At 61.0% G+C, this 14,057-nt stretch carries 11 protein-coding genes; all 11 read right to left on the minus strand.

Annotation, left to right across the window (positions count from 1 at the left end; genetic code table 11):
• Positions 1-42: 42 nt before the first annotated feature.
• A complete protein-coding gene (gene ftsA, locus HUV26_RS06615) occupies positions 43-1,269 on the minus strand; it encodes a cell division protein FtsA (RefSeq protein ID WP_174409335.1) in 1,227 nt (408 codons plus the stop codon).
• A 25-nt stretch (positions 1,270-1,294) separates the two neighbouring features.
• Entirely contained in the window at positions 1,295-1,984 is a 690-nt protein-coding gene (locus HUV26_RS06620) for a cell division protein FtsQ/DivIB (RefSeq protein WP_174409336.1), read from the minus strand.
• 152 nt (positions 1,985-2,136) lie between these two features.
• Positions 2,137-3,033, minus strand: a complete 897-nt coding sequence (gene murB, locus HUV26_RS06625) for a UDP-N-acetylmuramate dehydrogenase (RefSeq protein WP_174409337.1) — start codon at positions 3,031-3,033, stop codon at positions 2,137-2,139.
• A 12-nt stretch (positions 3,034-3,045) separates the two neighbouring features.
• Positions 3,046-4,407 carry a UDP-N-acetylmuramate--L-alanine ligase gene (gene murC, locus HUV26_RS06630; protein WP_174409338.1) on the minus strand — a complete coding sequence of 454 codons (1,362 nt, stop codon included), beginning with the start codon at positions 4,405-4,407 and terminating at the stop codon, positions 3,046-3,048.
• Positions 4,408-4,424: 17 nt separating this feature from the next.
• A complete protein-coding gene (murG, locus tag HUV26_RS06635) occupies positions 4,425-5,537 on the minus strand; it encodes an undecaprenyldiphospho-muramoylpentapeptide beta-N-acetylglucosaminyltransferase (RefSeq protein WP_174409339.1) in 1,113 nt (370 codons plus the stop codon).
• On the minus strand, positions 5,534-6,652 hold the full coding sequence (ftsW, locus tag HUV26_RS06640; RefSeq protein ID WP_174409340.1) for a putative lipid II flippase FtsW: 1,119 nt from the start codon (positions 6,650-6,652) through the stop codon (positions 5,534-5,536). The genes murG and ftsW overlap by 4 nt, the downstream gene beginning before the upstream one ends.
• Positions 6,649-7,986 carry a UDP-N-acetylmuramoyl-L-alanine--D-glutamate ligase gene (gene murD / locus HUV26_RS06645; protein WP_174409341.1) on the minus strand — a complete coding sequence of 446 codons (1,338 nt, stop codon included), beginning with the start codon at positions 7,984-7,986 and terminating at the stop codon, positions 6,649-6,651. Before murD ends, ftsW begins: the two co-directional genes overlap by 4 nt.
• A 25-nt stretch (positions 7,987-8,011) precedes the next feature.
• Entirely contained in the window at positions 8,012-9,088 is a 1,077-nt protein-coding gene (mraY, locus tag HUV26_RS06650) for a phospho-N-acetylmuramoyl-pentapeptide-transferase (protein ID WP_174409342.1), read from the minus strand.
• Positions 9,078-10,514 (minus strand): UDP-N-acetylmuramoyl-tripeptide--D-alanyl-D-alanine ligase, encoded by a 1,437-nt coding sequence (locus tag HUV26_RS06655; RefSeq protein WP_174409343.1) that lies wholly within the window; start codon positions 10,512-10,514, stop codon positions 9,078-9,080. The genes mraY and HUV26_RS06655 overlap by 11 nt, the downstream gene beginning before the upstream one ends.
• Entirely contained in the window at positions 10,511-11,959 is a 1,449-nt protein-coding gene (locus HUV26_RS06660; RefSeq protein ID WP_174409344.1) for a UDP-N-acetylmuramoyl-L-alanyl-D-glutamate--2,6-diaminopimelate ligase, read from the minus strand. The genes HUV26_RS06655 and HUV26_RS06660 overlap by 4 nt, the downstream gene beginning before the upstream one ends.
• Position 11,960: 1 nt before the next feature.
• The gene (locus HUV26_RS06665) at positions 11,961-14,048 is read right to left on the minus strand and encodes a penicillin-binding transpeptidase domain-containing protein (RefSeq protein ID WP_243451296.1); all 2,088 of its coding nucleotides are present in this window, start codon (positions 14,046-14,048) and stop codon (positions 11,961-11,963) included.
• Positions 14,049-14,057 lie beyond the last annotated feature (9 nt).

The raw sequence follows: 14,057 nt of genomic DNA on the forward strand, positions 1-14,057 counted from the left end.
ACATACTGTGTAGACCAACCAGTTCAGGTTCCCGGACCACGCCTAAGAAACGTCCGAGAACCACTTTTTCATCCGGGACAGGACCCGGTTGAAAACGTTGCCGTCACGGATGCGGAACTTCAGTTCCAGCCCCTCCTTTTCCGCGCCGTACCGCAGGAGACCAACCGCGGTGGCGAATTTGGGGCTGTTTACCACATCCTTCAGGCCGCCCACATTGCGCGGATAGCCAATCCGCGTGGGCAGGTTGAAGATTTGTTCACCAAGCTCCTGGCAGCCGTCTATAAGGGCCGTGCCACCCGTGAGCACCACACCGGCACCGATAAGGTTCTTGTACCCGGAGCGCACAAGTTCCTGATCAACAAGGGAAAGTATCTCTTCCATGCGCGGCTCGCAGATCTCTGCCAGCACCTGCCGCGAAAGCCTGCGCGGTTCGCGGTCGCCCACGCTGGAAACTTCAATAACCTCATCGCCACGCACAAGGTCTGCCATGGCGCAGCCAAATTTGGTCTTTATCTTTTCCGCGCTGGCCATGGGAGTGCGCAGGCCGAAGGCGATGTCGTTGGTCAGGTTCTGCCCGCCAAGCGCCAGCACGCCCGTATGCTTGATAGAATCATTGGCAAACACGGCAATGTCTGTGGTGCCGCCGCCAAGGTCCACAAGAGCCACGCCTATCTCGCGCTCCTCTTCGGTGAGCACCGCCTTGGCGGATGCCAGCGCCTCCAGCACGATATCCGAAACATCCAGCCCGCTGCGGTGGCAGGAGCGCACAATATTCTGCGCGCTCGTCACCGCTCCGGTCACGATATGCACCTTCACCTCAAGCCGGACACCCGCCATACCCAACGGGTCGGCAATGCCGCGCTGGTCGTCCACAATGTATTCCTGCGGCAGAATGTGGATGACCTCGCGGTCCAGCGGAATGGCTACGGCCTTGGCGGCATCCAGCACGCGTTCCACGTCCTTGGGAGCCACCTCGCCGCCCTTCACGGCAATAACGCCGTGACTGTTGAAACCCTTAATGTGGCTGCCCGCGATGCCCGCATACACAGAGCGGATCTCGCAACCCGCCATAAGCTCGGCCTCTTCCAGTGCCTTCTTGATGGACTGGACCGTCTGCTCAATATTGACGACCACGCCCTTGCGCAGGCCGGTGGAAGGTGCAGTGCCAATGCCGACAATATCCACACCTTCGGCGGTTGCCTCCCCCACCACGGCGCAGATTTTCGTGGTGCCGACATCAAGCCCCACAATGAGTTCGGATTTGGCCATGCTTCATTCCTCCACGTAATCAATCTTAATTGCCTGCGGATACGGGCCTGTCTTCTCTGATCCACACATTGGACCCAGCCACCGTAACCTCGCGCACCCTTCTTATCTCGCCCCGCCGCTTCAGGTCTTCAAGAACCGCCGCCAGTCGGGCAAGGTTCACATCCCATTCAGCCACGGCAAGATTCAGAATCATGTCCGCATTCTCCAGATACAGCTCCACCCCCCGGCTTCTGCTCAATCTCACCCATGCGGCGTTGTTCACATCCAGCGGCAGACTTGCAGTCTCCAACACCCCCACCATGTCGGGCAACTGCCGCACCCACTCTTCCATTCCCGGGTCCACCATCAGAAAAGGCAGCGAGGTAAATTTGCCCGGCTCCACTTCGCTGATCACGCGCCCCTGCGCATCCGCGTAGGCAACCTTGTCGCCCTGTCTCACCCAGTACCGGGGAACACGCTCACGCACTTCCACAAAAAACTTGTCAGGCAGCTCCCGCTTCAGGGAAACCCCGGCAATCCACGGATCACGCAGCAACCGTGCTTCCACGTCCCCCATGCGCACCGCCAGATTGTTCATTCCGGTCCGCAGACCGGCCATTTTCAAAATTTCACCGCTCCCCAGCCGGACATTTCCGGCAACCTGTATCTCTCTCAGGGCAAAAAATTCGCTGATGGTGACATACCGATACAGATAGAGCAATGCGATGCTGATCATAACAACAAAAACGAAGGTTGTAAACAGAGCAAGCATACATGGTAGAAAATTCGGAACTTTTATTTTCCGTATCGAGCGGGTTCGTACTCCGCGATACGTGTTTGGAGAAGCCACTGTGGGCATCCGTTTTTTTTTGTTTGCTTTGCTCAGCTTCATGGTACTATTCTTACTTCTAATTCAAGCGCATATCCGTATTCTTTCTTTACTTTTTCCTGAGCTTCTGATAAAAGTTCCTTTGCTTGCACGCTTGTGCCTTCACCTGTATTTATTAAAAAATTGGCATGCATTTCAGAAAATGCCATACCGCCTCTTTTTTTCCCTTTGAATCCGGAACTGTCTAAAAGCTTTCCCGCACTCACATTATGCGCAGGATTTTTGAACACGCAGCCTGCACTGTATGCTGTTACAGGCTGCGTTGCCTTCTTCTTTGCGTAATTTTCCTGCATCGTCTTGTGAATAACATCGCGCGAACTGCGTTCTAGACGAAAAACAGCATCCGCAACCACTGTCCAGCCCGCACGTTCTCCGGCATCCGCAACAGAAAAATGCCTGTACGCAAAGTGCAACGCATCGCGCCGCAGTGTCCGCACGCCGTGCACCGGATCAAAAACCGTCACCCGCGTGACCAGCGCGCCAGTTTCACAGCCGTACGATCCAGCATTCATGGCAACAGCCCCGCCTACGGTGCCGGGAATGCCCGCCAGTCCTTCCATGCCGGATAACCCTCTGGCGCACAGCCACCCGAGCAGCCTGGGCAGCCGGAATCCCGCTCCCACCCGCACCAGCACGCCTTCAGCATCCTCTCCCACCACACGGGGAGCTTCACCTATGGCTGGCGTTACCACCACCAGCGGCAGCGGCGCGTCATCCGCAAGAATATTGCTGCCATAGCCAAGTATCAGCGGCCTTCCGCCAAGCCGTTCCAGCGTCGCCGGCAATTCCTCGCAGTCGCGCACATCACGCACCACCACCTCCGCCATGGCGTTACCGCCAAGCCGCAACGTGGTACGTGCCTTCAGGCTGGGACCGTTCAGAATAACCAGTGCCATACGTCCGCCTTCCTATTCGCCGTCCAGATATTTCTGGCCCACTGTCCAGATATTGCCTGCGCCCAGAGTAATAAACAGGTCGCCGGGCTGAAGCACATCGGGCAATGCCTGCGACACAGCCGCAAAATCCTGACAATACAGCACATCCGTATTCGATACCTGCCGTATGCCCTGCGCAAGGCTCTGCCCGCTCACGCCGGGAATGGGAGCCTCCGATGCCGGATAAATTTCCGTGAGCAAAAGCTTGTCCACGCCTTCAAAAGACTTGCAGAACTCGCCAAACAGCGCCTGAGTTCGGCTGAAGCGGTGCGGCTGAAACGCCACCACCAGACGCCGCGAAGGATAGCACTGCCGTGCCGTGGCTATGGTTGCAGCCACCTCTGCGGGATGATGCCCGTAGTCGTCCACCACAAGCACGCCGTTGCGCTCGCCCTTCCGTTCAAACCGGCGTCCCACGCCCGTGAACCCGGAAAGTCCTTCAAGGCAGGCTGCTGGTTCTATGCCCGCCTCCAGCGAAACCCCCACCGCGCCGAGCGCATTCAGAATATTGTGCCTGCCCGGCTGTGAGAGGCGCACTTCGCCTATGTCTTTGCCGCGCACAATAATGCGGAAATGGCTCACCTCGGCGCAGGCGATAACTTCTGCGCGGATATCGTTCTCCTTGCCAAACCCGTAGGTAATCACCGGCCGTTTCACCTTGGGCAGCAGGCGGCGCACACCGGGGTCATCCCCGCACACCACATTGGTGCCGTAAAAGGGCACGCTGTTCATGAACTGCGTAAAGGAGTCGTCTATCTCCTGCTGGTCCGCGTAAAAGTCCATGTGGTCGCGGTCCACGTTGGTCACCACGGTCATGATGGGCAGAAGGCACAGGAACGAACCGTCAGACTCGTCCGCCTCGGCAATAAGAAATTTGCCCTCACCCAGCCGCGCATTGGCCCCGTAGGCGTTCAACCTGCCGCCGATGATCACTGTGGGGTCGGTCTGGGCGGCATCAAAGATGGCTGCGGTAAGTGAAGTGGTGGTGGTCTTGCCGTGGGTTCCCGCTATGGCTATGCCCGTGCGCAGGCGCATCAGTTCGGCCAGCATCTCCGCACGGGGAATGATGGGAATACTCTTGGCCCGCGCGGCAACCACTTCCGGGTTGTCATCCTTCACGGCGGAAGACCGCACCAGCACCTGCGCATCCGTAACATTCTGCGAACCGTGGCCTATGAAAATCTCGGCCCCCAGATTCTTGAGCCGGCGCACCACCGGGCCATCGGAAAGATCGGAGCCTGCCACCTCATACCCAAGGTTCAGCAGTACTTCCGCAATGCCGCTCATGCCGGAACCGCCTATGCCCACCATATGAACTCTGCGAATCTTGATCATTCCCGCAACCTGCCTGTTTACTCTTCCACCAGCGAGGTAAGTGGAGCCTTGTGCACTATGTCCATAAGCCCGCTCGCCACATTGGCAGCCGCCTCCGGCCACCCCAGTCTGCGCGAAGCCACAGCCATTGCGTTCAACCGTTCCGGGTCTGCCAGCAGCCCCGTTACCTTTTCAGCCAGTCCGGCATGCCCGGCATCGGCCAAGCTGCGCTCCTCCACCACCATTGCCGCCCCGTGCCGCTCCAGAAAACGCGCGTTGTGCAGCTGATGGTCGTGCGTGGCAAAGGGAAAAGGCACAAACACGGCCGGTTTCCCCGCCACCGTCAGTTCCGCAAGCGTGGTCGCCCCGGCACGTCCCAGCACCAGATTGGCCCGCGCATAGGCGGCGGCCATATTGGTGATGAACGGTTCCACAGTGCAGTCCTGCATGCCTGCCTGCGCATACGCCGTCTGCACACGCTCAAAGTCTGCCGTGCCGGTCTGGTGATGCACCCGCACTCCGGCGTCCTGCAGCATCGGCAGCATATCGATAACCGCTGCATTCACCGCCCGCGCACCAAGGCTTCCGCCCAGCACCAGCAGGCGCCGTTCTCCGGCAGGCACCGGCGGCATATTCCGCAGGGTGCGGATTTCCGCCCGCACGGGGTTGCCGGTCAGCACGGTCTTGCGCGGCAAAAAATGTTCGTCCGGGTCAGGCATGGAGATGAACACCCTGTCCGCCACCTTACCGAGCAGCTTGTTGGCAAGGCCGGGAACACTGTTCTGCTCGTGCACGGCAACCGGCATTTCGCGCAGCTTGCCCGCCATGCAGGCAGCAAAGGCCGCATATCCGCCAAACCCGATTACGGCATCGGGCCGGAACCGCCCCAGAATGCGCATGGCCCGCAAGGTGGAAACCCCAAGCCCCGCCAGCGCTCCCACGGCGCGGAAGCCCCGTCCCAGCACGCCGCGCACGGGCAAGGCCTCAAAGGGAATGCCTGCGCGCGTCACGATATCGCGCTCCGGCCCGTACGCGCCCCCTATGAACAGAAACTCCACGCCGGGAAACCGTTTGCGCAGTTCTTCCGCAACAGCCAGCGCGGGGAAAATATGCCCGCCTGTTCCGCCGGTGGTGAGTACAACGCGTTTCATAGTGCCGGGCTCCCTTCAGCCGTTCTGGAAAAATTGAGCAGAAGTCCCACGCACAGGAACGAAGAGAGCAGGCTGCTGCCGCCGTAACTCATAAAGGGCATGGCAACCCCCTTGGGCGGTGCCGCTCCCATAACCACGGCCAGATTGAACACCGCTCCCAGCGTGAGCACCAGCGTCAGCCCGAAGGAGGTAAGCCTGTCACGCAGGTCATCCTGCCGGTAGGCAATGACAAATCCGCGCCACAGCATCACACCCATGATGATGAAAAAGAGCGAAACGCCCACAAAACCCATCTCCTCGCCCACTACCGCCATGATGAAGTCGTTATGCGCCTCAGGCAGGAAAAAGAGCTTCTGCTTGCCTGCGCCCAGCCCCTGTCCGGCAATGCCGCCGGACCCCATGGCATAGAGCGACTGCACAAGCTGATACCCCGTGTCCTGCGCATCTTTGAACGGGTCCAGAAAAGCAAGCAACCGACGCGAACGGTAAGGCGACTGCACAATGAGCAGCCAGCCAGCCCCCCCCGCCAGCAGCGCGGAGACGATGAGGTAGATAAGCCGCGTACCGCCCACAAGGCACATGAAGAACAGCAGCATGGAAAGCACGGCCGCCGCCCCGAAGTCCGGCTGCATAAGCAGCAGCAGGCATATCAGCCCCGTCACGAAGAAGGGAGGAATGACGCCCTTGGAGAAGGTTTTCACCAGCTCCTGCTTGGTACTGAGGAAGTAGGCCAGATACAGCACCAGCGCGATCTTCACAAACTCCATGGGCTGCACCGTAAACGGGCCCAGCGCAATCCAGCGGCGCGCGCCGTTAATATTCACGCCCAGCGGCGTAAGGGTGAGAATAACCAGCAACAACGCTCCGAAAAGTACCGGATACTGCAACTGATACAGCACCTTGCGCGGCAGCGATGCGCATACGGCCATAAGCCCGCCGCCCACCATGGCAAACAATATCTGGCGTTTGAAGAAGAAGTATTTATCCGAATAAAACTTCTCCGCCATAATCCCGCTGGCGCTCAGCACCATGGTCAGCCCGAAAGCCACAAGGCACAGTGCGGCAGCCAGCAGTATCCAGTCTGTCTGAAGAGCGGTTCTGCGGGTGGTACTCATTGTTCCGCCCCCTCCGCCGCCTTGAACTGCGCGTAGATGCGCCGGAAGTCCTCACCGCGTTCTTTGTAGTTGGCATACTGGTCAAAGCTGGACGTGGCCGGTGCCAGCAGCAGCACATCTCCGGGCTGTGCCTTGCGCATCAGCCCCGCTGCCGCCGCCTGCATGGTGGTGTCGTACGAAAGTTCCGCAGCCCCGGCCCATGCCTGTTCAAATATCTCGCGGCTGCCGCCGTACAACCCCACGGCCCTTACCCTGCCTTGCAGCAGTCCGCGCAGCGATGCCAGATCGCCGCCCTTGTATTTTCCTCCGGCAAGCAGCAGCACAGGCGTGTCAAACGCCTCCAGTGCCACCCGCACGGAATCCACGGTGGTCGCCTTGGAATCGTTGACAAAGAGCACACCGCCCGCCTCACCCACAGGTTCCAGCGTGTGCTCGGCGGCGCGGAAATCGCGCACGGCACGGGCGGCTTCTTCCTGTGTCACGCCAAAAATGGCACAGGCCATATAGGCGGCTTCCACGTTCTGGCGGTTATGCCTTCCCATGAGCCTGCTTTGCGGAAAAAGCGGAGCCGTGCCTTCAGGGGCGTCAAAACGCCGCACGGTCGCGCGCACGCCGTACTCCTGCGGCAACGCATCGAGTCCGGGCCCGAAAATGGCCGTATCCTCCGCCGTCTGCCGGGCAAAGAGGCGCATCTTGGCGTCCGTGTATTCCTGCATGTCGCTGTGATAATCCAGATGGTCCACGGTAATGTTCGTCAGCACGCCCACCTTGGGATGAAAGGCCGTGCAGGTCTGTAGCTGAAAACTGGAAACCTCCAGCACCAGCACATCCGCCTTGCCGCCATCCAGCACAAAACGGCTGAGGGGCGTGCCGAAGTTGCCCCCCAGAAACACCTTCTTTCCCGCCTGCTCCAGCATACGGGCGCACAGGCTCACCGTGGTGGACTTACCGTTAGTTCCGGTCACCGCCAGCACGGGAATCTGCCGCACGCACAGCCATGCAAGTTCGGTCTCTGCCATCACCAGCGCGCCTTCCGGCAGCAGCGGCGCAATCTTCTTCACCGGCACGCCCGGGCTGGGCACCACCAGTTCGGCTCCTGCAAACTGCTCTGCCGTATGCTCGCCAAAAACGGTTTCACAGCCCAGCCGCGCCATGGTTTCGCGCGCCCTGTCAGCAATCTTTGCGCCGTCACTGTCCACCACGCGCACCCGCGCACCCAGTGCATGCAGCAGTTCCGCCGCTGCCATGCCGGAACCGGCGGCTCCCACAACCACGGCGGTCATGCCGGGAGTGACGGGGCTGTGCGGGCAGATAAGGGTTGCGTTCGGTGTCATGTGCGCTGTCCTTGGTCCGGCTGTCCTAACGGAGTTTGAGCACGCTCAGAGCCACAAGGCCTAGCAGTGCCGATGTTATCCAGAACCGGATGATGATCTTGGATTCGGGAATGCCCTTAAGCTCGAAATGGTGATGCAGTGGTGCCATGCGGAAAATGCGTTTGCCGCCGCTGAATTTGAAATAGCCCACCTGCAGAATCACGGAGAGCGTCTCCACCACAAACAGGCCACCCACCACAAGGAGTATGAGTTCCTGCTTGCACAGCACGGCAATGAACCCCAGCGTGCCGCCAAGCGACAGGCTGCCCACATCGCCCATGAACACCTGTGCCGGGTAGGCGTTGAACCACAAAAAGCCCAGCCCCGCGCCCACCAGCGCACCGCATATAACCGTCACCTCGCCCACGCCGGGCACGGCAGGCACCTGCAGATAGGCAGACATCTGCGCGTGCCCCGCCACATACACAAAGACGGAAAAGACAATCCCGGCCACAACGGTCGGGCCTATGGCCAACCCGTCCATACCGTCGGTCAGGTTCACGCCGTTGGAGGCACCCACCATGACCATCATGGCAAAGGGCACATACAGCCAGCCCAGATCAGGACTGATGTTCTTGAAGAACGGCACGGAAAGATGCGTGGAGTACACGGGATCTTTGACCAGAACATACATGACCACGGCGGCTATGAGCATCTGCCACAGGAACTTGGCACGGGCAGAAAGTCCCTTGTTGCGTTTGCGGCGCAGCTTGGAAAAATCATCCAGAAAACCCACCAGCCCGAAGCCGCAGAAGACGAACAGCGTCAGCCAGACATACCGGTTGGTTATGTCGCACCACAGCAGGGAGCTTACCACCATGGCAAACCCTATGAGCAGGCCGCCCATGGTAGGGGTGCCCGCCTTGCTGCTGTGACACGAAACCTCTTCCTGAATGTACTGCCCGCACTTTATGCGCTGCAGCCAGCCGATGAAGCGCGGCCCCAGAAGGATGGAGATGAGCAGCGCGGTCAGCAACGCCCATACGGAACGGAACGTGATGTACCGGAACACGTTGAAAAGGCTGATGTCCTCACTGAGGGGGTACAGCAGATTATAGAGCATCGGGTTCTTCCTTTGCGCTGCATGGTCCGGCGCAGAATGCCTCTACCAGACGTTCAAGCCGGTTGCCCCGCGACCCCTTGAAAAGAACAAGGCCCGCCCTGAGCGTTGATTCCATGAACCTGTTGATAAATTCTTCCGGCGTATGCACCAGTTGCAGTTCGCCCTGCCAGCCGCCTTCCGTCAGTCCTGCGCGCACCTCGTCCGCATGCCCGCCCTTCCAGTACACAGCGGCAGGTGCGGTGCGGGCCATAACGATGCCGAGATCACGGTGGGCCTTTTCCGCCTCGTCTCCCAGTTCCAGCATCTCGCCCATAACCAGCATGAGCGGCTGCCCTGCCGCCATTTCGTGCGCAGTTTCCAGCATGCGCAGGGCGGAGAGCGGGTTGGCGTTGTAGCTGTCGTCTATGACCAGCCAGCGGTCACGCTGCTGGCAGCAGAAGCGCTTTTCCGGCAGCCGTGCCTGCGCAAATCCGGTAATGATCTCCTGGGTCGACAACCCCAGAATATCTGCGGCAGCCGCCACGGCGATTACATTCTCCGCCGCAAAAGCACCCCGGAACGGGGCCACCAGTTCAAATTCCTTCTTGTCCAGCCATACGCGGTAGCGTCCCTGCGTGGCGGACTGCGGCCCCGCATACTCGGCCCGGTACATGCACGAGGCATCGCGGATGCTGAAAAAGCGAAGTTCTGCGCAGTTGCTGCGGGCCTCGCGCACCAGGTCGGGATAGTCTGCGCTCACAAGCCCCACGCCGCCCGGCGCGATGTACGAGAGCAGCTTGGCCTTGTAGTGGGCTACGCCCTTGTCTCCCAGCCCCTGCGTGTGTCCCGCGCCCACGTTGAGCACTATGCCAAGGTCGGGCCGCAGCACAGAAGCCAGCTCGTCCATGTCACGGGGTTCGCTTATGCCCGCCTCCATCACCCAGAACCGCTCCTCACCCGTGGCGGCCAGCATGGAAACAGGCAACCCGATCTGATTATTCAGATTCAGGTGGTTGCGGGCGGTTTCTCCGCGAACGGAAAGAACCTGCGCCAGCATCTCCTTCACGGTGGTCTTGCCCGCCGTGCCGGTCACGCCCACCACGGCTGCCTTGGCCTTCTGCCTGTGATAGGCAGCCAGCCTGCCCAGTGCCTGCACGGAATCACGCACCATCAGCAGCGGAACTCCGCCCTCGTCACATTCCATGCCGCACATTTCGTCTGCGGAAAACGGCGGACGCTCCGCCACAACGCCGCACGCGCCGCGCTCCACGGCGGCTCTGGCAAAGGTGTGCCCGTCAAACCGCTCGCCGCTTATGCAGAAAAACAATTCGCCCTTCTGCAACATCCGGCTGTCGGTCTGCACGCCCGTCGGCACGGTCTCTCCGGCATCACCCAGAAAGCCGATGGCGCCCATGGCGTCCTGTATGTCGTTAAGCGTCAGCTTCACCCGAGCATCTCCCTGAGCACAGCCTGATCACTGAAAGAAATCTTTTCCGTTCCGATGACCTGATAGTCCTCATGCCCCTTTCCGGCCACGAGGATGCAGTCGCCGGGACGCGCCTCTGCCACGGCAAGGCCGATGGCTGTGCGGCGGTCCGGTTCGGTCAGCACGCGCGGGCAGGCGGCAAGCCCCGGCTTCACGTCTTCAAGAATGCTTACCGGGTCTTCGGTACGCGGGTTGTCGGAAGTAAGCACCGCTACGTCCGAAAGACGGGCCACGGCCTCGCCCATGAGCGGGCGTTTGCGGCGGTCACGGTCGCCTCCGCAGCCGAACACGGTGATAATACGGGCAAATCCCACCTTGCGCAGCGCTCCCAGCACGTTGTCCAGCGCATCCGGGGTGTGCGCGTAGTCCACAAAGGCGTGCACGCCCCGGCCATTGGGCACTCTCTCCAGCCTGCCGGGAACCCCGTTAAAGTGCTCCAGCCCCCGCATCTGTTCGGCGGAAAGGCCAAGGCAGCGCGCCATGCCCTGCACCGCCAGCAGGTTGGAAGCATTGTGGTAGCCCACCATGGGGGAGGTAATCTCCCAGTGCTCGCCGTCCAGATTCATGCGCAGGTGCAGGCCGTCCACGGTGCAGGCAAGCACCTCGCCCCGCAGCACGCGGCAGCCGTCCACGGCCACGTCGTGCAGAGTAAAGCCCAGCCCGCCGGGCACCATCGGCAGCAGTCGCCTGCCGTAGGGGTCGTCCACATTGATCACGGCAGGCTTGTCCAGCCGGGGCACCTGCGTGAACAGACGCGCCTTGGCGGCAAAATAGGTTTCCATGTCGCCGTGATAGTCCAGATGGTCCTGCGTCAGATTGGTGAGAATGGCTCCGCCGTACTCCACGCCCGCCGTCCGGTTCTGGTCAAGCGCGTGGGAAGAAACCTCCATGAACGCGGCGTCCACCTGCGCAGCCGCCATACGCGCCAGCAGGGCGTGCACCTTCAGGCAGTCCGGGGTGGTCATCTTGGCTTCCTGCTCGCCTCCGGGCCAGCGGTAACTCACGGTGCCTATAACCCCGGCCCTGCGTCCGGCCGCGTTGAAAAGATGCTCCAGCAGATAGGTCACGGTGGTCTTGCCGTTGGTTCCGGTCACGCCCACCACGGGAAAAGGCAGCTTCAGCGTGTTGAACCGCACTCCGGCAAGATACCCCAGCGTGGCACGGGGATCTTCCTCCACCACAAAGTGCGCGCCTGTTCCGCTTTTCGGCAGACTGGCTGCCCGGCACACCACATAGGCCGCCCCGCGTTGCAGGGCGTCGGCAATATACGCACCGCCATCGGCACTGGTTCCCGGCACGGCCACAAAAAGGTCTCCTGGCTGCACCTTGCGAGAATCCGCATGTACGCCCACGAGCCCTGTTCGAACCTGCTCCACCAGTTGTTCCAGCGTTATCGTCTGAACCATGCTAAAAACGCTCCGAAAGCCAGAGTATGTATTCCTGCGCCCCTTCCTTGGGCCACTGGGCACCGGGAAGCGGGCTCTGCTTTGACACCACAAACCCTTCGCCGCGCACAACGGGAATGACTCCCCTGCGCGCAAAGGCTTCCACCGCACTGCGCAGAGACTTGCCGCGCACATCAGGCACGGTGGTTTCCACGGCCATGGTTGCATGCGACACATCCTGCCGCACTTCGGTCAGTCCGGGCTGCGACGCAGGCCTTGCAGATGCCTGTCCTGCAGCCGTCTGACCAGCCTTGCCAGCCTGCTTTTCCGCCGCAGTTGCTACGGCAGCCGTGCCGGATTTTCCCGCCCCCGGAAGCTGCGCATAGCCCGTGTCCGGCAGGGTGCCCATGTAGGCAAGAGACTGCATGGCTATCTGCCGGAAAGCCGGAGCGGCAATGACGCCGCCGTAATGATTCTTCTTCGGCTCATCCACAATAACGGCAATGACGTAACGGGGGGCGTCCGCAGGGAAAAATCCCACAAAAGAGCCGGTATACTTGTCGCCGTAACCGCCCTGCGGGCTGGCCTTCTGCGCCGTGCCGGTCTTGCCGCCCACGGTTATGCCCGCAATTCTGGCCTGCGTTCCCGTGCCGTCCCCTTCCACCACAGAACGCATCATGGAAAGCACGGTCTGGCTGGTCTTTTCCGTGAACACCCGCTCATGTGCCTCTTCATCTGCCGGAGCGTCCATGAGCAGCCGCAGCGGCTTGCGCACGCCGCCGTTGGCAAGGCACACATAGGCCTGCACCAGCTGCGCGGTGGTAGCGGCAAACCCCTGCCCGAACGCGGCGTTGGCAAGGTCCACCTCGCGCCACTGCACAGGCGGACGCAGCAGGCCAAAACTCTCACCCCGCAGCGGCAGCCCCGTCTTCTCGCCGAAGCCGAGCCCGGCAAGGTACTTGTGATAGGCGGTGGCCCCCAGCTCCAGCCCTATTTTGGCCACGCCGATGTTGCTTGAGTACCGCAGCACCCGCTCCACCGTGAGCCACTCGTACTTGTGCGTGTCCTTGATGCGCACATTGTGCAGTTGCCAGCGCCCGTTCTCGCAGTAATACAGGCTCTCGGGCGTAATCTTGCCCTCATCCAGCGCGGCTGCCACAAGGAACGGCTTGATGGTGGACCCCATCTCCAGCGCGTCGGTGGCAAGGCGGTTCCGCCAGCGGGTGGCCGAATACCGCGCATAGGCATTGGGGTTGAAGGGCGGATATTCGGCCCACGCCAGAATGTCTCCTGTGCGCACATCGGCCATGATCACACCACCCCATTCCGCCTCAAAGGAGGTAACGGCTTCTGAAAGTGCCTCCTCCGCAAAATACTGTATCTGGGCATCCAGCGTGAGCCGGATATCCTGCCCGTCAATAACGCCGTCGCGCTCGGCACCGTTCAGGTACAACCGCCGTCCCGCAGCATCGCGCTGCACCACAAATTTGGAATCCTGCCCGCTCAGCAGCTGATCCTGTGTAAGCTCCAGTCCTTCCAGCCCCTTGTCGTCCATGCCCACAAACCCCATCAGCCTGCCTGCAAGCTGGTGGTTGGGATACAGCCGGCTGTACTCCGTGGTCAGGTACACGCCGGAAAGCTTGGCATCGCGTATGGCAACCGCCGCGCGATCACCTATCCTGCGGGCTATCCATGTAAACTGGCGGCGTTCGGCCAACTTGGCGCGCACGTCACGCAGGGGCAGGTCCAGCGCCTTGGAAAGCACCCGGGCAGCCTCCGCCATGTTCTGCACTTCCACCGGACGCACAAACACCGACTTGCTTGCCACACTGCGCGCAAGCACCTGCCCGTTGCGGTCCAGAATGGCTCCCCGGCGTCCTGTAACCAGTTCCGTGGCAAGGTGCTGACGCTTGGCCATGCCCGCCAGTTCCGGCCCCCGGTATACCTGCACGTAAAAGGCCCGGCCCCACAGCGCCACCCACAGAAGGCAGAACACCCCGCCCACAAACGCAAGACGAAAACGACCCCAGTCGCGACCGCTCACCCTCTGGGGAGCAGCCTTTCTGGGCGTCTTTGCGCGCGGGGTTATGCCTTTTCTGCTTTTGAACACGTTGTGCTC

Source organism: Desulfovibrio psychrotolerans, from assembly GCF_013340305.1.
In the GTDB taxonomy this organism is placed as follows: Bacteria; Desulfobacterota; Desulfovibrionia; order Desulfovibrionales; family Desulfovibrionaceae; genus Halodesulfovibrio; species Halodesulfovibrio psychrotolerans.